The organism is Endozoicomonas sp. ALC013 (assembly GCF_049310205.1).
In the GTDB taxonomy this organism is placed as follows: Bacteria; Pseudomonadota; Gammaproteobacteria; order Pseudomonadales; family Endozoicomonadaceae; genus Endozoicomonas.
Window position 1 is genome coordinate 1 of record NZ_JBLYNS010000068.1, and the last position, 26,981, is coordinate 26,981.

Genomic DNA, 26,981 nt, shown 5'->3' on the forward strand with positions numbered 1-26,981 from the left:
TCTTTGGGAACATCATGACACCGTTGATTCTGATAGGGTGATGTTTTGAATTTTTTGAAATCATCAACAACCATCTGATGGGTAACCTCGCCCAGGCTCTTTCCCTCATCTTTCAGGCGCTGCTTGATTCGCTCCCAGCGATCAGGGGTCAGTGAGCCAATGATGTCACCGGTTATGTTATTTACTAACTGATACCGGTCTTCATAAATATGGAGGCGGACCCTTTCAGTGCCCCGGTTAACCACCAGATTGTTACGGTCAGTTTGTTGCCACTCATTTCTTTGCAGGGTTTGCCGCTGGGCTTTGGTCAATGTTTGTTTCCCTTGCAGTGCCAGCACCAGCTGGAAATCCTCCTCTGCCATGTCCAGAATCGCATCTTCATCAATGGTGACTTCAGGGTGATCCTGTTTCAGTTTTGCCACCAGTGCCCAGCGCTCCTGATCCTGGGGGGAGGGGGTTGTGGCGCTCAGGCGCTTGCCTTTTCTGATGGTCTGTTGCATTTCAGCAAGCTGCGCGGGATACAAATGGCTTGAGTCACTCAGGCGGTCGTAACGGGAAATTGCTTCGAAACTTTCAGTGATTCTTTCCACTTTTCCCGTGATGATCATGATGTTTTGCCGTGTCTTTTGCTGATCCGCAGCACTGATATCGGGCATTTTCAAAATGAATTGCAGGCTTACCAGTTGTTCTCTCAGTGCGTCAAAGTAACCGTACAGATGGTCGTCGTCGCCCCCCTGTAACTGATTGGGCATCACCGGCTTGTTGGCATTGATCAAACCCCGCAAAAAGTTGGCGCGATCATTGACGTCCTTTGCGGTTCTTGCCTTGTGCAGTTGTTGCAAGAGGATATTGCACTCGTCGTGATAGCCCTTGATCAAAAAGTGTTTTATCTCTTCGAGATGGACACTTATCTGATTTTTCAGCTGATCAAACGTCTGTGGGCTTGTTGAAGCTTCGTTGCACAGAGCACTGCGCACTGCTGCTTGCCACAGCGCAAACTGCTTTATCAATTCCGGTCCGTAACGTTTCTGATAGGCGCTTTTAATGGCGTTTATTTGGGCATTGATGTGTTCCTGCCTTGCTTCCAGCTGAGCACCTGTACTGGAGTCCTTATCGACTTTAGTCAGCTGGTCAGCCACTTGCTCTAACTCTAAAGCCCGCTTTTTAACCTTGTTGAGCAGGAAGATTTTCCCTGTTGGCAGTTCTGCTGCTCTGCTGCCACCTACTGCACCCTCCACGGGCAAGGAATGTTCATCTCTGGCAGATGGAGGACTCAGTACAGAGCCTGGCGCAGACGCATCCCCAAGCCTTAGAACGGGAGGCCGGAGTACGAGTGTCGGGTTCCTCTGTGGCTCTATCGTGATGGTTCTACTGCCAGAAGATCCCCCGCGCTGGTGGAAGTGGAAAAGTGTGGCATTCACTGGTGCGGGGACGAAGTGATCCCAATGGGTGAATGAGGACAGGTCACATTGATGCTGGTGGGTTTTGGTCTGGCAATAGCCGGAGCCGGGCACGTCAGCCAGGCAGCATTGCCTGAAGAAGGCGGTCACTTCCTTTCGAATCTCCGCCAGGCGGGCCGAAGGGGCAGTAGAATCTGAAACGCCAACGCTGAATTTGGAAACCAAAGGCAGGTTCATATCTAGCATACAGATACTTCCATTATTAACTGTTGAGATACAAGCCCATACGCTGGTTCAGTTCCTGTTTATGGCTTGAGATGGATCTTTCCTGTTAGATACCCGGTTGGAAAAATAGTTCCCGAGTACTAGGATTTATTACACTCATTTTTACCCAGTATCGGCCCCAGGCGGCGGGATAAGCCATGACGGTTCTTCGCAAACAGTTCGTAGCCAAAATCAGCAATACAGGCGACGCCCGGCCAGCGTAAAGGGGCAACCAGGCACCCCATACCTACAGCTTCCCAGGCCGCCAGAGTTGCATCCACCCCCTTGACTACACGGCCATCAGCCAGCTTCGCGTGAATAACCCGATCCAGTTCTGCCAGGTCAAATTCCGGGTATTTTTCCTGAAAACCATCCTGTCTGATATCAACCAGCTTCAGTAAACCTTTGCGGTTCTTTTTCGCCAGATGATCGACTTCACGCATGCACAGCGGGCATTCTCCATCGTAGAAAAGCGTAACAGGCAGGGATATTTCTTTTCTTTTTAGCACCATAACTGCAATCACCGAAGGTAAATGATTTTTCGAGAATGTAAGCAACCTTTAATAAACGTTTTTTTGCCAATTTTACGGCCCGGGCAGTGCTCCAGATCAAACAATTGGCGGATATTACTTATTAGCACAAACAATGCGAATTATTATCATTCATGTTATTGAACACCTTTTATGCTTCGAGTAACCTACGCTGCTGTTAGGTCATTCAACACTATTATCGCTCCTGGTCATGCCTAAAAAAGCTTTCTTCACATTGCTGATATCCGTTGCGGCCCATGTGGCGGTGGTGGTTGCGCTGGACCACCAGGAATCTGAGCCCAGAACCATTTATATGGGTTCTATCCAGGCACCGGTTTCCGTGAGCTTTGCCACGGTCAGCCAGCCGGAACCGCCGGTCAAAGAGCCGGTTGTTCAGGAAGAACCTGAGCCTGAACCAAAGGTAGTCCAGAAACCGATAGAGAACGCCAGGCCCGTTCTTGAAAAGAAAGCACCCAAGCCAGAGCCGGTAAAGAAAAAACCGGAAAAAATCACCGAAAAGTCCAAACCCGTTGAGAAGACCAGGCCTGAAGTGACTGAGCCGGTGATGGCAAAAACCGTGACTGAGAGAAGCCCGTCCCCCGGACTGAGCAACGAGCCCGTGATGGTGAGTGAACCGGAAATCCGTGACTGGGTTCAACCCCGCTACCCGAAACTGGCGCAACGGAGAAATCAGCAGGGCGTGGTGATGCTCGATGTAATTGTTGATGAACGGGGTCACCCGATCACCATCGATATTCTTGAGTCATCCGGCTACCCCGTGCTGGACAGGGCAGCCATTGATGCCGTTAAGCGCTGGTCATTCAAGCCCGAGCAACGTAATAGCCAATTTGTGAAATCCCGGGTGCATATTCCCGTCGCATTTGAAATCAGTTGATTCAGCAAACCATTTACTACTGAGCAGGTAACGCCATGTTGACAGAACACCTTGCATCACTGGGGATCATGGCCTGGCCATTACTGATCACCTCTTGCCTTGGACTGGCCATGATTCTTGAGCGGCTGGTGACCTATGCCCTGCTGCCCTCCATGAACCGCAAGGGGATGACCGCACTGTTTAATGAAGTGCGTCAATGCTGTGGCAGCGATAAGCAGGCACAAAGCAAGGACAATCTTTGCCAGGATCTTAGCCAGGGCAAAGGCATTCGTCAGGGGGTTGCAGTGCTTCTGAGCCACAGCACCTGGGAAAAGTCGATGCGTGAGGAAGTGGCTGGCCTGTGGCTGCTGAAGCAGAAGCGTAGCCTGAATGCCTGGCTGAAGCCATTGATGCTGATTGGTGTGCTGGCCCCTATGCTGGGTCTGCTGGGTACCGTATTGGGTATGATCGATATGTTCCGTGATATTGCCGCCGTGGCCGGTCCGGTCACTCCGGATATTCTGGCTGCGGGTCTGTGGCAGGCGATGTTCACCACCGCATTCGGTTTGATCATCGCAATTCCAGCCCTGGCGGCGGCTCACGGTTTTGGTGTCTGGGCTAACCATTATCTCTCCAAGCTGGAGTTTGCCCTGAATCACACTAACCTGCTGCTGGAAGGCCTGACGATGGACGACGACGGTTTAGCCACTTCGCCTTCAGCACCTGCTGTTAAGAGTTTGACGGAAAAGGGTAGTGCCAGCTCAGAGACTGGCCAGCCAGACGTCCTCCGTGCCGGAGCGGTAGCGGCATGATTCGCATCAACGATATTGATGAAACCAGTGCATCACTCTCCATGGCGGATCTGACGCCGCTGCTGGATGTGGTGTTTATCGTCATGGTGTTTCTACTGTTCACCGCCAATGTACAGACCCTGAGCCTGCCGGTGGAACTGCCTCAGGCAACCCGGCAGGAGGCGTCGGTCACCACGGCCCCAAAAACGCTGACCGTCAGTATTCTGGAACAGGGTGAGCCCTGGGCTATTGGTGAACAGAAGTTTGAGCAGTGGGAAGTGTTCGCTACCACTTTGTTGAAACAGGTGAAAGAAGCTCCCGGTACCACTGTACTGATTGCCGGTGATAAAGATGCCCCCCTGGGCAATCTGGTCAAGCTGATGATGTTTTTCAGCCAGCACAAGATTGACGCTGCGCAGGTGCTGATGGAACAGGAAGATGGTAAAGGCGAACCATGAAGAAAACGTTTAAACCACTGTTGGCCGCCCTGGTGGCTGTTTCTGCTGCCATGGGTGGCAACGCTGCACTGGCGCACGGATCACACGACAATCAACGTATTGTCTCTGCTGGCAACGGGGTAACCGAGATTATCTATGCCCTGGGTGCCGGTGATCAGGTGATTGCCGTTGACCAGACCAGCACCTGGCCCCTGGAAGTCAACCAGTTGCCCAGGCTCGGCTATCATAAACAGCTGTCTGCTGAGGGGATTCTGGCGCTTGGGCCTACCCTGCTGATCGGCACTGAAGACATGGGCCCAACGGCAACCCTGACCCAGTTGAAAAGTGCCGGTGTTGCGGTGGCAGCCCTGCCCCTGGAGCATACCGCTGACAGCATTGAACATCAGATCAAGTCACTGGCCGGTATTCTTGGTAAAGAGGAACAGGGCGAAGCGCTGTGGGACGACATCGAAGACTCCCTGGATGAGGCGCAAGCCATGGCCAGTGCTTATCAACAACAGCATGAAAAGAACGTACCGGTCCTGTTTGTCCTGACCATGGGCGGGCGCTCCCCAACCATCGCCGGTACCGGCACTGCGGCTAATGCGATCATTGGTCTGGCAGGGGGATACAACCCTGCGGCAGAGCAGTTTAAAGGGTACAAGGCACTGTCCAATGAAGCCATGCTGCTGCTGGCACCCGAGGTCATCATTTTTCCGGGCTCAACCAGTAACCCGGATATGACACCGGCAAAACTGCTGGACCAGATGCCCATCCTGAAGCAGACGCCTGCTGGTAAAAACGGCCGGGTGGTGGCCATTGATGGCAATATGCTGCTGGGCGGCCTCGGCCCAAGAACGGGGGATGTTGCACTGTCCCTGGCGAAATCTTTTTACTTAGACCAAGGTAATCCATCCTCCAATGAGTCGTAACCATCAGGGGGCACTGCTGTTAACCGCGCTGGCAATCCTGCTGCCAGTCGTGGTGATTGTGTCCATTGGCGTGGGCGCTGTGCCCATTCCCGCAGGTGATATTCTGACCATACTGTTTGACCGGCTGGGTTTGTCCGACAGCACCATCAGCAACCAGTCTGCGCTGATTATTGAGTCCATTCGTTTACCCAGAACACTGCTGGGGCTGATTGTCGGTGGCTCGCTGGCGGTGGCCGGTGCCTCCATGCAGGGCCTGTTCCGAAACCCACTGGCGGACCCCAGTATTGTCGGTGTCTCCAGTGGTGCGGCCCTGGGGGCGGGTATTGCTATTGTCCTGGGTGGTCTGCTGTTTGCCGGCGCTCCATCCCTGGTGCAAAGCTACAGCGTTTCCATTCTGGCCTTTGTTGGCGGGGTACTGTCCACCTGGCTGGTGTATAAAGTTGGTACCACCAGCAACGGCACGTCGGTGGCAACAATGCTGCTGGCCGGTGTGGCGATCAATGCCCTGGCCGGTGCCGGAATGGGGATGTTGAACTACGTCGCGGACGATACCATGCTGCGCAACCTGACCTTCTGGCAGATGGGCAGCCTGGGGGGCACTACCTGGGACCTGGTGATTATCTGTGCCACGTTATTAATCCCGGTGGTTCTGATTCTTGGCCGTTATGGCCTGGTGCTTAACGCGCTGCTGCTGGGTGAGTCGGAAGCCCGCCACCTGGGCATTGATGTCCAGAAGGTGAAACTGACCCTGATTTTCCTGACGGCCCTGGCCGTGGGGGTTTCCGTTTCCGTCAGTGGATTTATCGGTTTTGTGGGACTTGTGGTTCCTCATCTGATTCGCCTGGCGGTTGGCCCGGACCATCGTATTCTGTTGCCAGCCTCGGCCATGCTGGGCGGTATTCTGTTACTGGTAGCGGATATGCTGTCCCGCACCATTGTCGCCCCGGCAGAACTTCCCATCGGTATTGTCACTGCCCTGATGGGTGCCCCTTTCTTCCTGTCACTGTTGTGGCAGCAACGTAAAAGGATTGTCTGATATGGCCTCTGGTAAGGAAAGCGCAGCGGTAAACACGCTGGAAGTTCGGGGCGTATCGGTGCAGATCGGAGACAGGCACCTGCTTCAGGACATTAATCTGACCCTGAAGCCCCGGGAAGTGGTCTCGGTGCTTGGCCCAAACGGTGCCGGTAAAAGCACCTTGATGAAAGTCATCAGTGGCGAGAGAAAACCTTCCAGCGGCGAAGTGCTGCTTAATGGTCGCAGTGACTGGCCATTGAACCATCAGGCATTGATGCTCGGCGTGTTGCCGCAGTCATCCTCGTTGAGCTTTCCCTTTACGGCGGAAGAAGTCGTCCTGCTTGGCCGCATTCCCTGTGCCAGTCACCATGATGAAAACCTGATGATTACCCGGGAAGCGCTTAACAAAGTTGATGGCTTGCATTTGCAGGATCGTCATTACACCACCCTTTCCGGTGGTGAACGCCAGCGTGTGCATATGGCGCGGGTATTGGCTCAGATCTGGGATGAAAGCCCTTATGGTCAGCGCTACCTGTTGCTTGATGAGCCTACATCGGCACTGGACCCGGCCCATCAACAGCTGACCCTGAAAATGGCCAGACAGGAAGCAGACCAGGGCATCGGCGTGATGGTTATCATGCACGACCTGAATCTGGCCGCGCGTTACTCTGACCGGATTGTGATCCTCAGAAATGGCAGGATAGCAGCAGAAGGCACACCCCATCAGGTTCTGACCCCGGAAACGATTGGACAAGTGTTCGATATTGAGGTCAGTGTATCTGAGCACCCGGCCTATCACTGTCCGCTGGTTGTGAACCATTAATTGGTCGTTTAAGCGATGGCCTGACGATGCAGCGTCAGGCCTAAAACAACAAGCGTTACCCTCCTGCCAGCACCGGCTCTCCGTGCCATTGTTCTGCCTTATTCCCGGAAGAAATACGACTCTTTGTCGCAAGGCCATGGGCAAACGTCTCAAATACCTGGGATATATATTTTTCCAGGGAGCGCAGTCCCGGGTCTTGATCCGTTTCAATAAAGTCATGAATCATGTCATGACCGCTCTGTGGTAAGGTGAAATCGGCAAAAAGCTTACCCGCCGACTGATAACGCCTTTCCTTATTGGGAATCATGGTTTCAAAGGCAATTCTCTGTTTCGCGCCGGTATCGAAACCGTCAAATACGACTTTATCCAGTCTGGAGGCAATGGCCTCAAGCTCAGGATCGTGGGTGCTTAATTCATGAATATCACGGTTACCGGCAAGAATGATGGTCTCAGGCAAACGTACTTCTGTTTTCAAATAGGGACTGTAGTAAGAACGATTGGACGGATCGAGCAGCTTCAACATAAACGAAAGTACATCTTTGCTTTTCTCGTTTCCGGAGATGAAGAGCCGATCAAACTCATCAATCAGCAGAACCTGATTATGGTGATTAATATCTTGGCTTGAATCGGTACGGGCAACAATCGCATCCAGAATTCTGCCGGCCCTGGCATTGGCACTTTCAAACGGGGTTCCGACAATATCGTCAATGGAGGCACCATCAAGATTGACAATGGCAAGGTTAGTCCCCATCGCTTCCGCCAGCTGTTTGGCTGCATGGGTCTTGCCGGTTCCGGGTGCGCCCAGGAAATAAATCGGGTAATGGCTATCATGGATTGAGGAATCGGTCTGCTGGTAAATCAACTCAGAATGGACAAACCGTTTTAACCGTTCGCCTACGTGGGTTGGGTAGTCCTGCAAGGCTTCCTCAATTTTCGCTTCATCGTACACCAGTGCTTTGGAGTAAAACGGAAGCCTTAATGCTTTATCCAGAATTTTCTGCAACCGGTTGAGTGCTTCGCCGCCAGGGCTTCGCCAGAAACTGTAAAACAGCTCATCCTCGATGTAATGTTGTGTGCGTTTGTCCAGCAATGCTTTCTTGGCACCATAGGCCAGAATCAAATTCTCCTCGGCCAGCTTGGGCGCAAATATTCCGTAATAAACATTCATGGTAAATGGAACAGATGTCGCCACTATTAATGTGCCGACCATCGTAAAAGACACGTAAGCTAACAGGTTAGTAAAATCCGAGCTGGTCCTCACAAATTGGTAAATGGCTCCTTTGTACGAAAATGCTGTTCCAGCAATAGCAAAAGCAGGAACATAAAACGCCAGATAGGGTAACGACTCATAGAGAGAATACTCCTTCAGTACCCAGTTGTACTGCCGTTTTGCTTCAGCCCAGCCTGCCCTTACCTGAGCTTCAATGGGTTGTCCCCCATATCCGGGGGCATTCAGACGATCAAAGAAACGGTTGTTTGCCATATATTGCCTGACATAGCTGATGTGTAATTTATCCGGTGTTACCGCAGTCTCATCTGCCAGGGCAATGGGACACAAAATAAAGGAGACTAAAAAGGAAATACAAAACTGCCTGAACTGCTTCATCAATTTAACCTTATTAACTTTGTTCGATTTGCGCAGTTAGACAATATTTTCCTGATCAAGGTTCACAGGCATGAACTAATCCAATGATTGCGGTAATTCCGGTGACCATTCACATCCCGGAAATGGCCTGCATGGTCGTCACGTAACCACAACAGTCCCACAGTGGTAAACCGAAGTTTTTCACCTGAAATCTGTTGATCTGTATCAATTGCACACCACCTTACAAATCAAAATAATAATAATTCTCATTTTGCTAGTTAGAACGATCCGATTATGGTTGCCAGACACACCCTGGGTCCCGAGCTGACCGGGATATCATCCCCTGATCCACTGAAGTTTGCCTTTACCGGCAAGAAGTCAGCCCACACCCACAGCGGCTCCATTCCGGTTCCTGCCGGGCAGACTCAGGCTATGTACCGGCAACTTATGGATAGCCCTGCTAACCCACAGCTGCTCACGGACAGTAAGCGACTGGCCTATATTCATATTCCTTTTTGCAGAACCCATTGCTCTTACTGTGGCTTCTTTCAAAACACCACCAAAAAAGATGAAATTGCCCGCTATGTCGACTATCTGGAGCGGGAAATTCGCCTGTCGGCACAGGATGCCTGGACTCAGGGAGGCCTGTTCCATGGCGTCTATTTTGGCGGCGGGACACCCACCGACCTGACCCCGGAGCAGATTATTCGCCTTGGCAATGCAGTATGTGAGTCCCTGCCACTGGCCAACGATGTTGAGATGACCTTTGAAGGCCGTTTTCATGGCTTTGATAACGACAAAATCGCAGCCTGCCTGGAATCCGGGTTTAACCGCTTCTCCCTGGGGGCACAGAGTTTTAATACCACCATCCGCCGCCGCATGAGCCGGATCGACTCCGGTGAATTCCTGCTGGAAAGGCTGGACTAAGTCAGCAGTCTGAACAATGCAGCCGTCGTCGTAGACCTGATGTTCGGTCTGCCGGGCCAAACCCTGGATGACTGGGAGCAGGATCTGCACACCTTCCTGCAATCCAAAGCCCATGGTGTCGATCTTTATCAACTCATTCTGCTGGGTTCCAGCCGGATGAAGCAGTCGATTGACAATGGCTCCATGCCCGAGCCGGCCAGCTCACCGGAGCGTGCGGAAATGTTCCGCCGGGGCGTTGATATCCTCAGTTCCCACAAAGTGGGTCGACTGACTGTCAGCCACTGGGGACGGGATACCCGGGAGCGGAATATCTACAACCACGGGGTAAAATCCGGTGCCGAAATCATGCCGTTTGGTGCCGGTGCCGGTGGTAACTTTGCCGGGCACAATGCCATGAGCCTGAGAACACTGCCCGCCTATTACGAGGCCCTGGATGCTGGCCAAAAGCCCCTGATGATGATGAGCAAAGCCACGGGTAATAAACCGCTGCTGGGCACCATCGGCTCGGGTTTTGACCGTGGCTGGTTGGAAATCGGCAAGCTTGACCATGTTGCTGGTGCAGGCATGAGCGAGCACTGCATGCCGCTGTTTGACGCCTGGCAGGACAATGGCCTGGCCACCATTCACCATGGCATTCTCGATTTGACGCTGCCCGGGCAATTCTGGAACGTCACCATGCACCAGGCCCTGATTAATTTTCTTGAACAACATCCTTTTGCTGGAAAAAACACGGAGAAAGCTGCATGACTCTGGCTCAACAGGTACAGGATATTCTGACCGGAAACCCGGCCATTTTACCGGCAGATATAGCTAACCAGCTCAATGCCAGCGAACTGGACGTGATTCAGGCCATGCCCGCTGACATGGTGACATTGATTGATGCCAGCCATTACCTGGATGTCCTGCGGGATATCAAAACCTGGGGCGAACTGACGCTGGTGATTGATGTGGATGGTTCAATTTTTGAAATGGTTGGCCATTTCCCGAAAGGGGGTGAAAAGTTCGGCTATTACAATCTGAGCGACCGCCGGACACCGCTGAAAGGACACCTGAAGCTGGATAATGTTGCGGTGATCGCCCTGGTCAGCAAGCCCTTCCATGGTGTAGCAACCCGCTCGGTGCAATTCCTGAGCAAACAGGGCCGTATGTTGTTCAAAGTTTACCTGCGTCGGGATAAAGAGCAGAACTTTTTGCCGGAACAGCTGGAAAAATTTGAGGCGTTGAAGAGACTCTCTGCCGCCTGACTATCTACCCGGTAACCAGGATTACCGGGATTTAAAACTTGCGTCTGTGATCTTCCTCCTGAGGCCTCCGTCACCACCCGGAGGCTGGTCGGGAGTAGCCTGCGAATTTGCAGCAAAACCCAATGTCTGGTTGACTCAAATATTGCAAGAATGGTGTCCGGGAGGAACTTTTAACAGAAAGAACAGTCTCAAGGCAGAATTCAATAATTCCATAATCTAATGGATATACCTGCCTGCTCTGATTCACACGCTATTGCTTGTTGCTTTCAGGATACCGCTTCGTCTGGACCTGGTACATCGGGTCAACTCTTCTTCCGTGAAATAGCAGAAGCAGCAAGTATTCTATGTGCCATGGGTACTCATAAAACTAATGAACGCCACCTTCAGCAGCCAACGAAATCTTTTCACAATGCATTGAATGATTCCCGGTTTGAAAACAGATCGATCGTCATCGCTTATAACGATAATGAAGAAGATCAACCACGTCACTTACCGGCAACAACAGGATCGCAGAATAATGATCCTGCCCCCGTGTATATTCCTGAAAATGAACGGTTTTCAATCTATTCTCTGTTAGGGTTAGGGGGTGAAATTCATTCATCAGACGATTTAGCCTTGGCAAGAGTTGATGAGTCTGATGAACGTTGCTCCTTACCCATTGAGCACGAAAAGGAGCCTCGTAAAGCGCTCACCGATACACAGCACCGAAGGGAGCGCTATAAAAATGACCCTTCCTACGCCGAGCAACTCAGGAAGAAAAGCAGGGAACGTTACCGAAATGATCCCGCTTACGCAGAGCGCCAAAGGAAGCGCCAAAGGGATCGCAAAAGAGAGCGCTACCACAATGATCCCGTTTACGCAGAACACAAAAGGGAGCTCAAAAGAAAGCTTCGCAGAAATCCCGTTTATGTAGAATTCGAAAGGAAGAAAAACAGGGAACGCTACCAGAATAATCCCGCTTACCGAGAGCGCCTAAGGGAGCGCCAAAGGGAGAGCAGAAGGCTGCGCTACCACAATGATCCTGATTTCGCAGAGCGCAGAAGAGAAGCGTCACGAAGATACCGCTTACGCAAAGCACAAAAAAATGCGTCACCAGAATGATCCCTGTTTTGCCAATAGATAAGTAGTTAACCAAATGAAATCATATTAAAAAGCAATTCTAAATGAACTTTTGCAAAATAATTCAGTCAAATAGACGTATCCCCTGTTTGCCGCAGCATTACTGCCATAAAAATTGTGGGATATAAATAACTAATATTCTGAGGATATAAGACATATGAATGTCTCTCATCGTACTCCACCGGTGATCAAACAGCCACAACAAGTGGAACATCGGTCGGCCGGTTATGGCTGTGATTTTCACGCTGTTAAAGAAACTGCTAAAATTTCGAGTGGCTATGGTGCTATCGGTGCCTTCGGCGGTTACATGGGGGGTGCATTAATATCCAAGTGCCAAATCGCTTATGCCTTCCTCGGCATACCTATTGGTTTTGCCAGTCTTGCCTGTCCTGTAGCCACCTTTATTGGCATCTCTAGTCACTGCGCTTGCGTCAAGAAACTTCCGGAACGACAGATCGCCATCTGTACTGAACCAGTCTCCCACACTGGTGACAAGCAACAGAGCTCGGAGCAACCATCGGTATCATCTCCACCATACTGGGATCCCAACAGCATGGCTCCTCCACCGTATCCGGGAGAGGGAGATGCATTCATCTTCATAGATCCCTCATCGTATTCGTTCGTTTGTAGCAAATGCACAGCTCCCATTCAGTCTCAGCCAGGATTGCAGAGTTCTTTTGATGACTCATTCCAAGTTTTCAAACAGCCTCTGGTATCGTGGGAGGGGGATCAGCAGGGGGCAATTTCTTAGGGTCTGCTTTGACTTGACGAAAAGGCTCTCTTGCCATAACTGAGATGCTTAAATAATTAATGCATCACTTTAATCAATGTGCTGGCAACGGTCTTGGTCTGGCTTCTGGTCATACCAGGATATATTGGCAGTGAAAGACAGTGTTCGGATAACTGCTCACATACGGGTAGTTCATGTTCACCGTCTTTACCTGCCAATGCCCTTTGCTTATTTAGAGGCAACGGGTAATAAATAGCACTGGCAATACCTTCACCGGCAAGGCGCTTCCTGACCATATCCCGGCCAGTGGGCAAAACAACCGTAAACTGATGATAAATATGTTCCTGCTGCCCATGAGGAAAGAGTACCTCACTATCGTTCAGGAATTCTCGATACCATTGTGCCACCTGTTGTCGCTGAGCATTAAACACCTCTATATGCTCCAGCTTGACTCTTAACAGGGCCGCCTGAATTTCATCCAGACGACTGTTGTAGCCCGGGCACTCATGGTGGTACTGGTATGCACTGCCGTGATTTCGTAGCATCCGTACCGTTTCGGCGACTTTTAATTCGCTGGTAATGACCAGACCACCATCACCAAATCCACCAAGGTTTTTACTGGGGAAAAAACTGAAAGTACCGAGCAAACCGAAATTGCCGGTTTTTCGGGATTGATAACCAGCACCAAAGGATTGTGCACAGTCTTCCAGCAGGATTAAACCATGACGATCACAGACGGCCTGAATCTCCCGAAGCGCTGCAGGTAAACCAAAAAGATGGACAACCAGCACAGCCCTGCAACGGGAAGTGATACTTCGCTCCAGCTCAAGGGGGTCAATATTGAATGTCTCTGAGTCTATATCAACCAGAACGGGCGTTGCCCCCACCTGGATAATGGCCTCCGCTGTGGAAAAAAAGGTAAAACCCGTGGTTAATACCTCATCTCCCGGCCCTATACCGGCAGCATGGAGAGCAAGAACAAGTGCATCGGTACCATTTGCACAACTGATGGCGTACCTGGCTCCGAGGTAATGAGCGACCTCCTGTTCAAAAAGCTCCACTTCTTTCCCCATGATAAAACGACCACTGCGCAATACTTCCAGCGCTTTTTTTTCTAACTGCGCCTGAATTGGCCGATGCCATGCCTGCACATCCACCATTGGGATAGTATTCATTTTTTTTTGATTCATGGTGCCCCTTTTACACTCAATAAAACGGTACCGATTATTCGCTATATGGTTATTTTATCCTTTGCCAGCCGTTCAACGTTTGCTGTCAGAGGCTTACACCCGTCTTATGAATAATCTCCGAAATTCTATTCGCGGCATGCAACGCATCTCGACCATCTTCACCGCTGACCTTTGGGGGGCTTGCAGCAATAACACTCAGAAGAAAGTCTTCAATCTCCAGCCTGAGCGCATCACTGCCCTCATAACTCTGCTCCTGACATTCGATGGCCGGAACCCCCGGATGCAACTCCCCTTCACCTTTGAAGAAATGGCTGACTTTCAACGCTTGAAAATCAACGCAGATACAGGAGCATTTCTGGAAAATCCGCATTTTCCTTTTGCTTTTCTGACTGATTCGACTGGCGGTCACATTGGCAACACAGCCATTGGCAAACGACAAACGGGCCTGGGCAATATCAATGGTGTCTGACAAAACCGCACTGCCATTGGCCGCAATATCCAGTATCGGGGAATCCACCATATTCAGAATAATATCCAGGTCATGAATCATCAGATCCATAATCACATTGATGTCCATGGATCGTGGCTTGAAGCTGGACAGGCGGTGAGACTCAATAAACCGGGGCTGGTTAACCTTGTCGGCAACGCACCGCAGTGCTGCGTTGTAGCGCTCCAGAAAGCCAACCTGGAGGATCAGTTGTTGCTTCCTGGCCAGCTTAATCATCTCTTCAGCCTGGGGTACATTGCTGGCAATGGGCTTTTCCACCAACACATGCACGCCCGCTTTCAGAAAGTCACTGGCTATGGCGTGATGCAGGGCGGTAGGAACAACAACACTGACGGCATCAACCTGCCCGATCAGGTCCCGGTAATTACTGAAATAATGGGTGTTGCAGCTGCTGGCAACCTGCTGGCCACAGGTCTCGTTGATATCGGCAACGCCCACAAGGTGGCTGGATGCCAGCCGGGCATACTTCTGAGCATGAAATTTACCGAGATAACCCGCTCCAATCACTGCCGTTCGTAGCATTTGCTGGCATCACTCTCTGGCTTATGGGAACGCCGCCACTCTGAACAGTATTGACCCGGTTATGGAATTGGTATTAAAACGATATTCCCTGATCAAGGTTGTCGATGAATAGAAGCAGTAAAGAAAAGATAGACAGAAATTGCAGTTCTGCTAGAAGAAGAGGAAGAAATGGGGCAGAAAGTGAAAGGCAGCGAGGCACGCTGCCTTAGCCCGGATATTTCATAAACTGCCCCGAATCTCGCGCCGGACTTTGTCGCTCTAAGGGATTTTGTGAGGGAGCGCCGTACCGGGGAGTACGGTCGACTGAGCAAAACTCCCTTAGAGCGACAAAGGACAAGCGAGAGTGAGAGCACGTTTATGAAATATCCGGGTGAGGATGCTGACCAAGAATAGACTGCCGCAATCAGCTGCGCTTGCCTTATACGCTCACCTCGGCATGTTTATGACCACCGATAGCAGTTCTGTAGTCCAGCTCAATCTTGTTGATGACGCGGTCACCATCGAGCAGACACCCAGAAATACGGCGGTTTATTGCTATGAAAAGAGATTACAACACGTAACCACCCGACCATTTGCAGCCATATTCACTGACTGCCCATGGCCGGGTATGACTCAATCAAATCCCGAAAAAAATAAATTTCAGAACAAATAATGTGGCCAGAATCCACATACTGATACTGACTTCACTGGTCCTTCCCGCCAGCAGTTTTACCAGTGGGTAAGCGATAAACCCGAGAGCAATGCCGTTAGCGATGGAAAAGCTCAGCGGCATCATAATGGCGGTAATCAGTACCGGACCCGCTTCCGTCAGATCATTCCAGTCAATGTTTGCCAGACTGCCTGCCATCAGCACGGCAACATAAATCAGGGCACCGGCTGTCGCATAGGCGGGAACCATGGCCGCCAGTGGCGAAAGGAACATGCAGAGCAGGAACAAAACACCCACAGTGACGGCTACCAGGCCTGTTCGTCCACCGGCTGCGACACCTGAAGCACTTTCTACATAGGATGTCACCGTCGGTGTTCCCATCAGGGCACCTGCCCAGGAAGCGGTGCCATCGGTAACCATCGCCCGGTTCATGTTGTGCATCTTGCCATTCTCGTCAGCCAGACCAGCTTTATCGCCAACGGCAATCAACGTTCCGGTGGTATCAAACAAATTCACAAACATGAAAGCAACGATAACGCCCAGCATCTCGGGTTTCAGGGCACCCATGATATCCAGTTTACCAACCACAGGTTCAAGGCTCGGTGGGGCGGAGTATATTCCCTGAAAGGCGATATCCCCAGCCAGAAGGCCTATGCCCGAAACAACGACAATGGCGGTCAGCACCGCTCCCTTGAAGCCACGGTAAGCCAGCCCCAGAATCAACAGCAGACTCAAACAGGCCATCACCGGGCTGAACTGGGTAATATCACCCAGCGTGATAATAGTACCCGGGCTGGCCACCACAATACCGGCATTTTTCAGACCAATCAGTGCGAGGAAAAGGCCAATACCGGCGGTAATACCCACTCGCAGACCTTTCGGAATGCTGTTGATAATCCACTCACGGATTTTGAACAGGCTCAGCAGCATAAAACCGATACCCCCCCAGAAAACGGCACCCATCGCCTGTTCCCATGAGTAGCCCATACCCAGCACAACGGCATAGGCAAAGAACGCATTCAGGCCCATACCGGGTGCCAGGCCTACGGGCCAGTTGGCATACAGGCCAATAGCGATGGAGCTCAAACCGGCGACAATACAGGTAGCCGCAAACAAAGCACCTTTATCCATACCGGCATCGGCAAGCATACCCGGTATCACAAACACCACGTAACACATGGTGACAAAGGTGGTGAAACCGGCCACCAGCTCGGTTTTTACCGTTGTGTTATGTTCCTTAAGCTTGAATAACCGCTCGAGAAACGTGGGCTTCTCATCGGCCAAAGGCAGTGGTCTTGTATCCGCTCTATTCATAGAGGCTCTAATCCTGTTGTAGAAAATTTTAAGATCCCGGTCATACGGAAGCAGAGCCTCCCGGATTCAGGTACCTGTATTCTGTCGTGAAAATCGTTACCCAGCCTGGCAAGACTAACAACCTGGACTGGAACAATGCAAATTTCTGACTATATAGTCAATAAAATTCACAGTTGGTGGCTTGCTATTTTACTGACCAGATAGTCAAATTAATGCAAATTAACAGGCTGGAAATGCCATACAGCCCGCCCAACGGGAGCTTCAGAGTCTGTTGCAAAAGGCCTGTCATGGCATAGAAAGACAAAATAAAAAGAAAAGGACATGCCATCGTGATTCGCTTTCTTCTTAACGATCGGCTCGTCGAAGTTGAGGACACCGCTTCAGATACCACGGTTCTTGATTATCTTCGAGGCAACGCTGAAACCAGCTCTGCAAAGCCTGCCACTGAACAGCGTACCGGCACCAAAGAGGGCTGCTGCTCAGGTGACTGTGGCGCATGCACTGTTGTGGTGGGTGAACCAGAGGGCGATCGGCTGAAATATAATACCATGAACGCCTGTATTGCGCTGCTGCCTTCGCTGCATGGTAAGCAGCTACTGACCGTAGAAGACCTGGAAGGTTCGGCCCACCCGCAAGATAACCAAAACAAGAGCGAGTTACACCCGGTACAGCAGGCACTGGTTGACCACCATGGGTCGCAATGTGGCTTCTGTACCCCGGGCATTGTGATGTCGTTATTTGCGCTTCACCATGAACCTGCAGAAAACCAACCGGATGTTCTTGAGGCCCTGGGCGGCAACCTGTGCCGGTGCACTGGCTACCGCCCCCTGATTGATGCCGCTGAGAGCCTGGCCAATGGGCAACCGGATGACAAATTCTTCAGGCACCGGGCAGAAACCTTATCCAGACTGCAAACCATAGAACAACAGGGCAGTGTCAGCGGTAACGGTGCATTTATTCCTGCCAGTGAAGATGAGTTCGCCCGGTACCTGGTGGAAAACCCTGACGCCAGAATTCTGGCCGGTGGCACCGATCTTGGGCTCGACGTGACTCAACAGCTGAAGAAAATAAACAAACTGGTATTGGTAAAGCGTATTCCTTCTCTGCAGACCATACACGAGGAAAACAATGAGCTGGTGATTGGTTCGGCTGTTACTTATCGGAGCCTGAAACCCATACTGTCGAAGTACTTTCCTGAGTTTGCACAGATGCTGGACCGGCTGGGCTCCCAGCAAATACGCAATCAGGGAACTCTGGGCGGTAACATCGGCAACGCCTCGCCCATAGGCGACACTCCCCCTGTGTTACTGGCGCTGGATGCCTCTCTGGATCTTCGTCACGGAGATACCCTTCGAAATATCCCCCTGAACCGGTTTTTCCTGGATTACAAAAAGACTGAGCTTAAATCCGGCGAGTACATTGCCCGAATCCGTATTCCCACAACCCCTCACCAGTTGAAAGTCTATAAGCTCAGCAAACGCTATGGTGATGATATCTCCACCGTCCTGGCCGCGATCAATCTGGAGACCAACGACGATGGACACATAACCAGGGCAAGAGTGGCATTGGGTGGCATGGCGGCCATCCCCAGGCGTGCAGACTTGTGTGAGCAGATTTTAACGGGATCACCACTGAACCAGGAAACACTCAGTCAGGCCAAGGCCGCTCTGTGTCAGGAGTTCAGCCCGATGTCCGATGTCCGGGCCAGCAGCGAGTATCGTCTTGTAGCCGCCTGCAATTTGCTGGAGCGTTATTTTATGGAACTGTCTGGCCAGAATGTAAGGATTATCTGTCATGCGTAAACTACCGGATCTGGCCAGTGAACAGCAGCAAAGTCCTATAAGCGGAAACCGCTCGGCTAAACACGACAGTGCTCATCTGCATGTGACGGGTAAAGCCCTCTATATTGATGACCGCCCGGAAATGGCCAACCAACTGCATGCCGGGTTTGGTCTTTCCACAGAAGCCCATGCAGATATCGTCAGCATCAATGTTGAGGAAGTCTGGAATACGCCCGGTGTTATTGCGGTCATCACCGCAGACGATATTCCGGGTCACAAAGATATTGGCCCTGTCTTTCCGGGCGATATGCTACTGGCCGATGGCCGGGTGGATTATATCGGCCAACCGGTGTTTGCCGTGGCAGCCACCTCCCATAAAGCGGCGAAAATCGCAGCCCGCAAAGCTGTGATTGAATATCGTCCGCTGGAGGCCATTCTGGGTATTGATCAGGCCATGGCGCAAAACTCCTTTGTACGGCCTGACCACACCATGAAAAAAGGCGACGCCGGACAGGCCATCCATAATGCCGATCACCGGCTATCGGGACAGATGTCGAACGGTGGACAGGAGCACTTCTATCTTGAGGGACAGATTGCCAGCGTGATTCCCCTGGAAGACGGTCAGCTCCATGTCTATACCTCAAGCCAGCACCCTTCGGAAGTGCAAAAGCTGGTCGCTGAAGTCATTGGCATACCACTGAATAAAGTGGTGGCCGATGTACGCCGTATGGGCGGCGGTTTTGGTGGCAAGGAGACCCAGGCCGCCGCCCCGGCCTGTATTGCGGCGCTTCTGGCGGTAAAAACCGGCAGACCGGTGAAGTTTCGCATTGATCGACAGCAGGATATGCTCTCTACCGGTAAACGACACCCTTTTCGCCATCGCTATACCGTGGGTTTTGATCAGCAGGGCCTGCTGGCCGGTGTTGATATCGAGCTGGCCGGTGATGCCGGGCACTCTCCGGACCTGACCGACGCCATTGTCGACCGGGCCATGTTCCACTCTGATAACGCCTATTATCTCAATAACGCCCATGTGATCGGCCATCGCTGCCGAACCAATACCGCATCCAATACCGCTTTCCGAGGCTTTGGCGGACCTCAGGGCATGCTGGTTATTGAACGGATTATGGACGACATTGCACGTTCAACCGGTCTGGACCCCCTGGAGGTTCGCAAGAGAAACCTCTATGGCATCACTGACCGAAATACCACGCATTACCACCAGCGTGTGGAACATAACGTACTGCATGAGGTGATCGGCCAGCTGGAAGAAAGCTCAGACTACTGGCAACGACGGGAAGCCATCCGCGCATTCAACCAGCAAAGCCCGGTACTGAAAAAAGGGTTGGCGTTGACACCGGTGAAATTTGGTATCTCTTTTACCGCAAAACATCTGAACCAGGCCGGTGCGCTTGTCCATGTCTATACCGATGGCAGTATCCAGATCAACCATGGCGGTACCGAAATGGGTCAGGGTCTTTATATCAAAGTCGCCCAGATCGTGGCCAACGAGTTCGGTGTTGCTCTGGAACGGGTGCAGGTGACGTCTACCCGCACCGACAAAGTACCCAACACGTCACCCACTGCGGCATCCAGTGGTACCGACCTGAATGGCAAGGCCGCTCAGGATGCCTGCCAGAAAATCCGGGATCGTCTGGTTGATTTTGCGGTTGAGCACTATGGCGTCTCAGGGCAGGAAGTGTCATTCCAGGATGACAAAGTGCGTCTTGGTGAACGTCAAATGCCGTTTGCTGACTTTATTCAGGCGGCCTATCTGCACCGGGTTTCCCTATCCAGCAGTGGTTTCTACAGCACGCCGGAAATTCACTACGACCGGGAAACCGCCAGTGGCAGACCGTTTTACTACTTTGCCTGTGGTGCTTCCGTGTCAGAAGTCACCGTGGATACGCTGACCGGTGAATACAAGGTGGATCGGGTGGACATTCTTCACGATGTGGGCCATTCACTGAACCCGGCGATTGATCGGGGTCAGATTGAAGGCGGTTTTATCCAGGGCATGGGCTGGATGACCACCGAAGAGCTGGTATGGGACGACAGTGGACGTTTGCTGAGTAATAACCCGGCTACCTATAAAATCCCCACCATTGAAGATATGCCACCGGTATTCAATGTTGAGCTGTTCCAGCAGCCAAACCCGAAACACACCATCTATCACTCCAAGGCGGTAGGCGAGCCCCCCTTTATGCTGGGTATGTCGGTGTGGTGTGCCATACGGGATGCCGTATCCAGCCTTTCGGATTATCAGGTTAATCCACAAATTGATGTGCCTGCCACCCCGGAAAGGGTATTGACGGCCGTCACATCCATAAAAGAGAACGCGCTATAAACCGTGTGATGGGAGAGGATATGTGGATTGATGCCCTGGCCAGGCTTCAGCAAACCGGCGAGTCCGGTGTACTGGTGACCATTCTGGGGTCGGCAGGTTCTGCCCCCAGAAAATCTGGCAGTAAAATGGTGGTCACGGCTGACCAGTGCTTTGACACCATCGGTGGCGGGCAGCTGGAATTTCTGCTGATCCAGAAAGCCCGGGAACTTCTGCTTAACCACCACTCAGAGCCGCTTCTGGAGCACTTTCCCCTTGGCCCGAAGCTTGGGCAGTGCTGTGGCGGCAGTGTCAGTGCGCTGCTGGAACCGATCACCACCTGTGGTTTTCGTATCGCCCTGTTTGGTGCCGGTCACGTGGGTCATGCGCTGGTGAATGTTCTGGCTCCTCTGGATTGCCAGATTACCTGGATCGATAGCCGGGAAGCACTGTTTCCTGAACAGCTGCCGGGAAATGTTCGGGTCTGCATCAGCGATCAGCCGGAGCTGGAGGTAGAAAACCTGCCTGATAATACCTTTGTTCTGGTGGTCACCCACAACCACCAGCTGGATTTCGCCATTGCCGAAGCAACACTGAAACACGAACAAAGTCGTTGGTTGGGTGTTATTGGCTCAGAAACCAAGGCCAAGCGTTTCCGTCAGCGACTGGAACACAAAGGCAGTTTCTCGCCAGCCCAAATTGAGCATCTACGCTGTCCGGTTGGACTGGAAAATGTTGGGGGCCGAAAGCCTGCTGAAATAGCCATTGCGATTGCTGCTGAAATTGTGTCCATACAAAATGGCAACCGGGGTGAGAACCATAAAAAGCGCGAAGGTATCCCTTGGCAAGGCTTGAAAAAACTCTTACATTCTCATCAGCATGAAGTTGCCCAATGATAATAACTAACGTGTGTAGATACTATGCTGTCATCTATCCCGGCTTTTCTCAGGGGTTGCCTATCCGCGAGTGTACTCGCAATAAACACCCTGATTATGAGCATACCTTTACTGGCATTCAGTGTTAGTCGTTTTCTGATACCGATCAAACCGTGGCAAAAACTGTGTACCCGCCTGTGCATCGCTATTGCTGAGTGCTGGATCAGCATCAACAGTGGCTGGATGAAACTGACCCGGAGGATGCAGTGGCAAATTGCAGGACTGGACAGCCTGCAGAAAGATGAATGGTATCTGGTCACCTGTAACCACCAGTCCTGGGCGGATATTTTTATTGTCCAGCACCTGCTGAACCGCAGAATTCCCATGCTGAAGTTCTTTCTGAAACAGGAGCTGATCTGGGTACCGGTTATCGGCCTATGCTGGTGGGCGCTGGACTTCCCGTTTATGAAACGCTATTCACGGGCCTATCTGGAAAAGCATCCGGAGAAACGCGGTGAAGATCTTAAAGCCACCCGAAAAGCCTGTGAAAAGTTCCGGGATGTTCCGGTATCGGTTTTTAACTTTATTGAAGGAACCCGCTTTACCGATGCCAAACACAAGCAACAGAAGTCGTCTTTTCAACATCTGCTGAAACCACGGGCCGGCGGCGTCGGTTTTGTGCTTGGTGCCATGGATCAACAGCTGCGCACTTTGATTAATATCACCATTGTTTACCAGGACGGAGTGCCATCGTTCTGGGACTTCCTCTGCGGCCGGGGCGATGCTATCAACGTCAGGATTGAAAAACAGACAATTTCTGACGCTTATCTTGGTCGGGATTACAGTAATGATGAGGTATTTCGGGAACAGTGTCAGAACTGGGTGAATGAATTGTGGACTGAAAAGGACCAGCTGATCCTGTCAGTCAGGGAAAGCCACGCCAGAGCAGTGGCGGTTGAGCATGAGTAAGGAATGGTCCTGAATTAACTTCCCGGTTTATAACTTGCAAAAGTTAGTAATAGTTCATCATTCTGGTGATATAATCCCGCGCCAAATGCCCATTGATCGGTCTTCTGCATTCGAGTGCCATCAGTTCATTACCGCACGGTAACCCCGTAAGCCCCTCTTACGGGACATTACTTTTCTGAATACTCATCGGCAGCAAGCATCATTACCGTTGGTCGAGTTCTGCGAACCTGATGTGCCAGTTGATCAACAGGGCAAACTGATCATGCTCCATTTAATGAGGAACAACTATGCTTCCGGTTGAACGTCGCGAACATATTCTTGCTTTTGTTGAAGAAAAAGGCTGTGCCAACATCGAAGAAATGGCCGAACGTTTCGATGTCTCCCAAATGACCATCCGTCGTGATATTCGCACCCTGGAGCAAGAAGACAAGCTGCGCGTGACCTATGGCGGTGCTGTGTCCAAAAGCTTCCTGATGGAAGATATCCCTTACGAAAAGAAAAACGCGGTGAATATCGAAGAGAAAAAATCCATCGCCCATGAAGCCCTGAAGCAGATTCGTGAAGGGCAGATCGTTCTGCTGGACTCTGGTACCAGTACAATGGCGCTGGCCAAACTGATGATGCGCATGAAGGTCACCGTGATCACCACTGACCTGAAAATTGCCCTGCAGCTGTCAGACTCGTCAACGGTTAAGGTGTTCACCACCGGGGGTAATGTCAGTGCCATCACCAAGGCGCACACGGATGTTGCGGCCCTGTCATTCCTGGACAGCATTAATGCGGATATCGCCTTCCTGGCCACCAACAGCTGGAGCCTGAACAATGGCGTGACCACGGCATCCAACGATCATTACTATATCCGTCGCAAAATGATGGAACGGGCCAATAAAACCGTTCTGCTGGCGGATTCCAGTAAATTTGGTGCCTCCAGCATGAAAACCATTGCCCGTCTGGAAGAGCTGGATTGCATTATCACCGACAGCAAGTTTGATGAAGAGAACCTGGCCGCAATCCGCGAAGCCGGTGGCAATATCATTCTGCCGTCCTGACCAGAGATCATCTTCCGGGAGCCCTGTGGCTCCCTTTTTTTGCCGTGAAAATCCCTGATTTCAGTTGTGATGAGTTTGTAGTCAACTCATTGATAGTATTTAGCGACGATGTTTCTTTATTGCCGATTGAGTTTCCAGTCTTCTTCTTACTGCATCACACAAGCTTTTCTAAAAAATTAGTAATAACAAGTTGGTTATTTCCCAGAACAAACAGGAACAAAATCTTTAAACGCTGGTTGTTTATTTCAGGTTCTTTTGAAAAATATTCAGATAAAAAAAGAGGCCTTTGCAGGGAACCATCGGCCATAAACCCGGTCCGACGAACCAGAAAAACCGGAGTTATCGAACCATGCATATTTTAAGCAATTATCAACCCCTTCCCCAGGCCATGAGCCGAAACAGTGATCAGCGCTGTCAGTCCTGTAAGGAACAACGGAGCAATTTGCAGCAGGCAATCTGGGTGCCATGCAGCGCAGCAACCTTTATTGTAGGCTTTTTTTCGGGACTAATTTGCAATTGCTCCGTCGCGTGTTCTTCGTTAACTGGTGCGTCATGTATCGGCTGCTTTACATTGTGTTGTTGGAACAACATCGGAAGGAGTATTGACAAGTGCCTGACAGAACGGAAATGTTGTCATTTTGATAATCTGCCGTATCAGCCTGATTCTGGCGAGATCAATAGTTCCGGGGCCAGTGAAACTGATGCCAGAAAAAAGCTTTCAGGTGACAGCCATTCGACGACACCATTCCAGATGATCACTGTACAACCAGGCACAAACTCTGTCCGCAACCGTGCAGCTCCGGGCATCCTCATTTCACCCGATCATTCACTCATCCAGGAGAATGATAACAACGATGTGCCAGCCGACTCAGTTAAGAAGACAAAAGCCGACTTTGTTGCTGTGGACATAATGGAAGATTTTCTCATCGGTTACGGAACACAGGCCAGGAAGTAAAGATAAGTGAGATTCTCCCAGGAGCCTGTAAGGAAGGTCACATTAAAGCGGCCTTGCCCGGGAACTATCACCAATAAACCCGGTCCGACGATCTGGAAAACTGGAGTTAACGAACCATGAATACTGTAATCAATTACCAGCCCGGACCACAGGCCGTGTGGGGAAACAATGTTCAGCACTGTGACTTCTGTGAGAAAGAACGTGACAATTTGCAGCAGGTTGTCTGTATGGCATACAGCACGGCAATGTGCGTAACAGGATGCTGTACTCTGGGATGTGTTACTCCCGCCCCGAAGGCCTGTTTATACAGTGCAGCATTTACCGGCGCTTGCGCAGTACGTTGCTTGAACAAGGCCGAAAGTACGGTGGACAAGTGCCTGAAAGAACGGAAGTGTTGTCATTCTGATCATTTGCCATATCAATCTCATGCCCGCGAGTGGGATAATTATGGCTTTGGTGAAACTGATGTCATTGAAAAGCCTGTAGTTGACATCTATCCACCTACACAATTCCAGGTGCTCACGTTACAACCAGGCGCAAGTTCTGTCCGAAACCGTGCTGCCCAGGGCTGCCTCACTCCACCCGGGCAGGGCAATGGCACAGGTTCCTAATCGTTTCATCATGCCCGGTGGCCGACGAATCGGTCATGAACATTTGTGACACTCAGCATTGCTGCTAAGCTGATTGAAGTCTCCAGCCTTGCAGGCGGCCCGGTGTGGCCGATAGCCGAAATGCCTCCCCTGATCTGTATCCCCATGGGTGACCCTGCCGGTATCGGCGCAGAAATCATTATCAAATCACTATGTGACCCGGAGCTTGCCGGAACCTGTCGGCCAGTGGTGATGGGGGATGTTCGATGGCTGGAACAGGCCGCCAGCCTGTGCAGGGAGAAGGTCAGCTTCCGGTTGCTTCAACAAACGACTCCTGACTTGCATCAGCCCGGACAAATCAACCTGCTTGACTGCCCGATCACGAATATCGACCACATTATGTTCGGAAAAATCTCTGCAGAAACCGGAGTGGCAGCATACAAGTTTATTGAGCAGGCGGTTCACTATGTTCAACAGCAGAAAAAAAGTGCCATCGTTACCCCACCCATCAATAAGCTGTCGCTCAAAGCGGCAAAGATTCCTCATATCGGCCATACGGAAATACTGGCATCACTGACTCACACCCATGACCCTATTACGCTCTTCCAGGTTGCCGGGCTCAGGGTTTTCTTTCTTACCCGCCATCTGTCGCTCAGACAGGCCTGTGATGCCATTGTTGAAGACAGGGTTTTCAAGGGCATTGTCAAGTCTTACCAGATTCTCAAGTCCCTGGGCGTCCCTTCGCCATCACTGGCTGTGGCCGGTTTGAACCCCCACTGTGGCGAGAACGGGCTGTTTGGAGATGAAGAAGTCTGCGCCATTGAGCCTGCGGTGATGCGGGCCAGGAAGGAAGGGTGGAATATCACTGGCCCCATTCCCGCTGATTCCGTGTTCCATCAGGCGCTTAACGGCGATTATGATGGGGTGCTGTCCATGTATCATGACCAGGGCCATATCGCCACCAAGATGGTGGACTTTCAACGTACGGTTTCCATTACCTGTGGCCTGCCATTTCTGAGAACCTCGGTGGATCACGGAACCGCCTATGATATCGCCGGTACCGGTCAGGCCAGCGAAGTCAGCCTGACGGAAGCGATCAAAGTCGCCATACAATATACCGATGGAACCCACCGGAATCAGTAATCCGCCTTATGCTTCAGGATCTCACGACGCTGCTTTTTATCCGGACGGTGATCGGGTCTGGGCATGGCACCTCGCAGGGCTTTTCGATTCTCGGCGGCCTCTTCCCGGGCCTGAAGGCTCTCAGGTGTTTCTTCATAGAGCTGCTGGGCCAGTTCAGCCTTCTGCCGCTTATCACTGAGCTGCTTAACGATAACAATGCGCTCATCCCAGCCAGCACGAAGTTTTATCACATCACCCACCCGAGGCTCTTTGCCTGGCTTGCACCGCTGACCATTCAAGTGCACCTTGCCACCGTCTATGGCTTCCTTGGCGATACTGCGGGTCTTATAAAAGCGGGCTGCCCATAACCATTTATCAAGTCTGATCTTTTCACTATTACTCATTCGGTCCCCCCTTGGAGCCTGTCGGGATAACGGATGGCCAGCAGCTCGGCAATACCATA

26 protein-coding genes are annotated in these 26,981 nt (G+C 51.4%); 19 read left to right on the forward strand and 7 right to left on the reverse strand.

The window, feature by feature from the left end:
* Together ACO6V1_RS13530 and ACO6V1_RS13535 are read right to left on the reverse strand one after the other, a co-directional pair.
* Positions 1-1,646, reverse strand: a 1,646-nt coding sequence (locus ACO6V1_RS13530; protein WP_422467191.1) for a hypothetical protein, incomplete at its 3' end; no start/stop codon positions are given.
* A 119-nt stretch (positions 1,647-1,765) separates the two neighbouring features.
* Positions 1,766-2,176, reverse strand: coding sequence for a thiol-disulfide oxidoreductase DCC family protein (locus tag ACO6V1_RS13535; protein WP_422461262.1), 411 nt, complete (start codon positions 2,174-2,176; stop codon positions 1,766-1,768).
* Positions 2,177-2,405: 229 nt separating this feature from the next.
* On the opposite strand from ACO6V1_RS13535, the gene ACO6V1_RS13540 reads away from it, so the two are divergent.
* From ACO6V1_RS13540 to ACO6V1_RS13565, 6 genes are read left to right on the forward strand one after another with little or no spacing between them, the layout of a single operon-like run.
* Positions 2,406-3,089, forward strand: coding sequence for a TonB family protein (locus ACO6V1_RS13540; protein WP_422443813.1), 684 nt, complete (start codon positions 2,406-2,408; stop codon positions 3,087-3,089).
* A gap of 35 nt (positions 3,090-3,124) precedes the next feature.
* On the forward strand, positions 3,125-3,880 hold the full coding sequence (locus ACO6V1_RS13545; RefSeq protein ID WP_422443815.1) for a MotA/TolQ/ExbB proton channel family protein: 756 nt from the start codon (positions 3,125-3,127) through the stop codon (positions 3,878-3,880).
* On the forward strand, positions 3,877-4,317 hold the full coding sequence (locus ACO6V1_RS13550; protein WP_422443817.1) for an ExbD/TolR family protein: 441 nt from the start codon (positions 3,877-3,879) through the stop codon (positions 4,315-4,317). The genes ACO6V1_RS13545 and ACO6V1_RS13550 overlap by 4 nt, the downstream gene beginning before the upstream one ends.
* The gene (locus ACO6V1_RS13555) at positions 4,314-5,228 is read left to right on the forward strand and encodes a heme/hemin ABC transporter substrate-binding protein (RefSeq protein ID WP_422467193.1); all 915 of its coding nucleotides are present in this window, start codon (positions 4,314-4,316) and stop codon (positions 5,226-5,228) included. Before ACO6V1_RS13550 ends, ACO6V1_RS13555 begins: the two co-directional genes overlap by 4 nt.
* Positions 5,218-6,264, forward strand: coding sequence for a FecCD family ABC transporter permease (locus tag ACO6V1_RS13560; protein ID WP_422467195.1), 1,047 nt, complete (start codon positions 5,218-5,220; stop codon positions 6,262-6,264). The genes ACO6V1_RS13555 and ACO6V1_RS13560 overlap by 11 nt, the downstream gene beginning before the upstream one ends.
* A 1-nt stretch (position 6,265) precedes the next feature.
* A complete protein-coding gene (locus tag ACO6V1_RS13565) occupies positions 6,266-7,066 on the forward strand; it encodes a heme ABC transporter ATP-binding protein (protein ID WP_422443822.1) in 801 nt (266 codons plus the stop codon).
* Between the two features lie 55 nt (positions 7,067-7,121).
* Here the strand turns inward: ACO6V1_RS13565 and ACO6V1_RS13570 are convergent, their stop codons facing one another.
* Positions 7,122-8,672, reverse strand: coding sequence for an AAA family ATPase (locus ACO6V1_RS13570; protein WP_422467197.1), 1,551 nt, complete (start codon positions 8,670-8,672; stop codon positions 7,122-7,124).
* Positions 8,673-8,945: 273 nt separating this feature from the next.
* Here ACO6V1_RS13570 and ACO6V1_RS13575 point away from each other — a divergent pair, with 273 nt between their 5' ends.
* The 5 genes from ACO6V1_RS13575 to ACO6V1_RS13595 all read left to right on the forward strand — a co-directional run bounded on the left by ACO6V1_RS13575 (position 8,946) and on the right by ACO6V1_RS13595 (position 12,692).
* Positions 8,946-9,578: a radical SAM protein gene (locus tag ACO6V1_RS13575; RefSeq protein ID WP_422467199.1), complete on the forward strand. Its 633-nt coding sequence runs from the start codon at positions 8,946-8,948 to the stop codon at positions 9,576-9,578.
* 39 nt (positions 9,579-9,617) lie between these two features.
* Positions 9,618-10,325, forward strand: coding sequence for a hypothetical protein (locus tag ACO6V1_RS13580; RefSeq protein WP_422467201.1), 708 nt, complete (start codon positions 9,618-9,620; stop codon positions 10,323-10,325).
* Positions 10,322-10,822, forward strand: a complete 501-nt coding sequence (gene hutX, locus ACO6V1_RS13585; RefSeq protein WP_422443828.1) for a heme utilization cystosolic carrier protein HutX — start codon at positions 10,322-10,324, stop codon at positions 10,820-10,822. The genes ACO6V1_RS13580 and hutX overlap by 4 nt, the downstream gene beginning before the upstream one ends.
* A 219-nt stretch (positions 10,823-11,041) precedes the next feature.
* Positions 11,042-11,923 carry a hypothetical protein gene (locus tag ACO6V1_RS13590; RefSeq protein ID WP_422467203.1) on the forward strand — a complete coding sequence of 294 codons (882 nt, stop codon included), beginning with the start codon at positions 11,042-11,044 and terminating at the stop codon, positions 11,921-11,923.
* A 175-nt stretch (positions 11,924-12,098) separates the two neighbouring features.
* Complete coding sequence (locus tag ACO6V1_RS13595; RefSeq protein ID WP_422443832.1) at positions 12,099-12,692, forward strand: hypothetical protein; 594 nt, start codon at positions 12,099-12,101, stop codon at positions 12,690-12,692.
* Between the two features lie 56 nt (positions 12,693-12,748).
* Here the strand turns inward: ACO6V1_RS13595 and ACO6V1_RS13600 are convergent, their stop codons facing one another.
* From ACO6V1_RS13600 to ACO6V1_RS13610, 3 genes are all read right to left on the reverse strand, one after another.
* The gene (locus tag ACO6V1_RS13600; protein ID WP_422443834.1) at positions 12,749-13,846 is read right to left on the reverse strand and encodes a DegT/DnrJ/EryC1/StrS family aminotransferase; all 1,098 of its coding nucleotides are present in this window, start codon (positions 13,844-13,846) and stop codon (positions 12,749-12,751) included.
* A gap of 100 nt (positions 13,847-13,946) precedes the next feature.
* On the reverse strand, positions 13,947-14,891 hold the full coding sequence (locus ACO6V1_RS13605) for a Gfo/Idh/MocA family protein (protein ID WP_422443836.1): 945 nt from the start codon (positions 14,889-14,891) through the stop codon (positions 13,947-13,949).
* A gap of 616 nt (positions 14,892-15,507) precedes the next feature.
* The gene (locus tag ACO6V1_RS13610) at positions 15,508-16,854 is read right to left on the reverse strand and encodes an NCS2 family permease (RefSeq protein WP_422443838.1); all 1,347 of its coding nucleotides are present in this window, start codon (positions 16,852-16,854) and stop codon (positions 15,508-15,510) included.
* A 329-nt stretch (positions 16,855-17,183) separates the two neighbouring features.
* On the opposite strand from ACO6V1_RS13610, the gene xdhA reads away from it, so the two are divergent.
* The 8 genes from xdhA to pdxA all read left to right on the forward strand — a co-directional run bounded on the left by xdhA (position 17,184) and on the right by pdxA (position 26,539).
* Complete coding sequence (xdhA, locus tag ACO6V1_RS13615; protein WP_422467205.1) at positions 17,184-18,656, forward strand: xanthine dehydrogenase small subunit; 1,473 nt, start codon at positions 17,184-17,186, stop codon at positions 18,654-18,656.
* On the forward strand, positions 18,649-20,982 hold the full coding sequence (xdhB, locus tag ACO6V1_RS13620) for a xanthine dehydrogenase molybdopterin binding subunit (protein WP_422443842.1): 2,334 nt from the start codon (positions 18,649-18,651) through the stop codon (positions 20,980-20,982). The genes xdhA and xdhB overlap by 8 nt, the downstream gene beginning before the upstream one ends.
* A gap of 20 nt (positions 20,983-21,002) precedes the next feature.
* Positions 21,003-21,854 (forward strand): xanthine dehydrogenase accessory protein XdhC, encoded by an 852-nt coding sequence (gene xdhC / locus ACO6V1_RS13625; RefSeq protein WP_422443844.1) that lies wholly within the window; start codon positions 21,003-21,005, stop codon positions 21,852-21,854.
* A 24-nt stretch (positions 21,855-21,878) separates the two neighbouring features.
* Positions 21,879-22,802, forward strand: a complete 924-nt coding sequence (locus ACO6V1_RS13630) for an acyltransferase (RefSeq protein WP_422443846.1) — start codon at positions 21,879-21,881, stop codon at positions 22,800-22,802.
* 287 nt (positions 22,803-23,089) lie between these two features.
* Positions 23,090-23,851, forward strand: coding sequence for a DeoR/GlpR family DNA-binding transcription regulator (locus ACO6V1_RS13635; RefSeq protein WP_101748183.1), 762 nt, complete (start codon positions 23,090-23,092; stop codon positions 23,849-23,851).
* A 442-nt stretch (positions 23,852-24,293) separates the two neighbouring features.
* Positions 24,294-24,806 (forward strand): hypothetical protein, encoded by a 513-nt coding sequence (locus ACO6V1_RS13640; protein ID WP_422467207.1) that lies wholly within the window; start codon positions 24,294-24,296, stop codon positions 24,804-24,806.
* A 116-nt stretch (positions 24,807-24,922) separates the two neighbouring features.
* Positions 24,923-25,417 carry a hypothetical protein gene (locus ACO6V1_RS13645; protein WP_422443850.1) on the forward strand — a complete coding sequence of 165 codons (495 nt, stop codon included), beginning with the start codon at positions 24,923-24,925 and terminating at the stop codon, positions 25,415-25,417.
* A 45-nt stretch (positions 25,418-25,462) separates the two neighbouring features.
* Positions 25,463-26,539 (forward strand): 4-hydroxythreonine-4-phosphate dehydrogenase PdxA, encoded by a 1,077-nt coding sequence (pdxA, locus tag ACO6V1_RS13650; RefSeq protein WP_422443852.1) that lies wholly within the window; start codon positions 25,463-25,465, stop codon positions 26,537-26,539.
* Here pdxA and hslR read toward each other — a convergent pair.
* Positions 26,533-26,922: a ribosome-associated heat shock protein Hsp15 gene (gene hslR / locus ACO6V1_RS13655; protein ID WP_269672396.1), complete on the reverse strand. Its 390-nt coding sequence runs from the start codon at positions 26,920-26,922 to the stop codon at positions 26,533-26,535. The two genes, pdxA and hslR, sit on opposite strands and share 7 nt — an antisense overlap.
* Positions 26,923-26,981 lie beyond the last annotated feature (59 nt).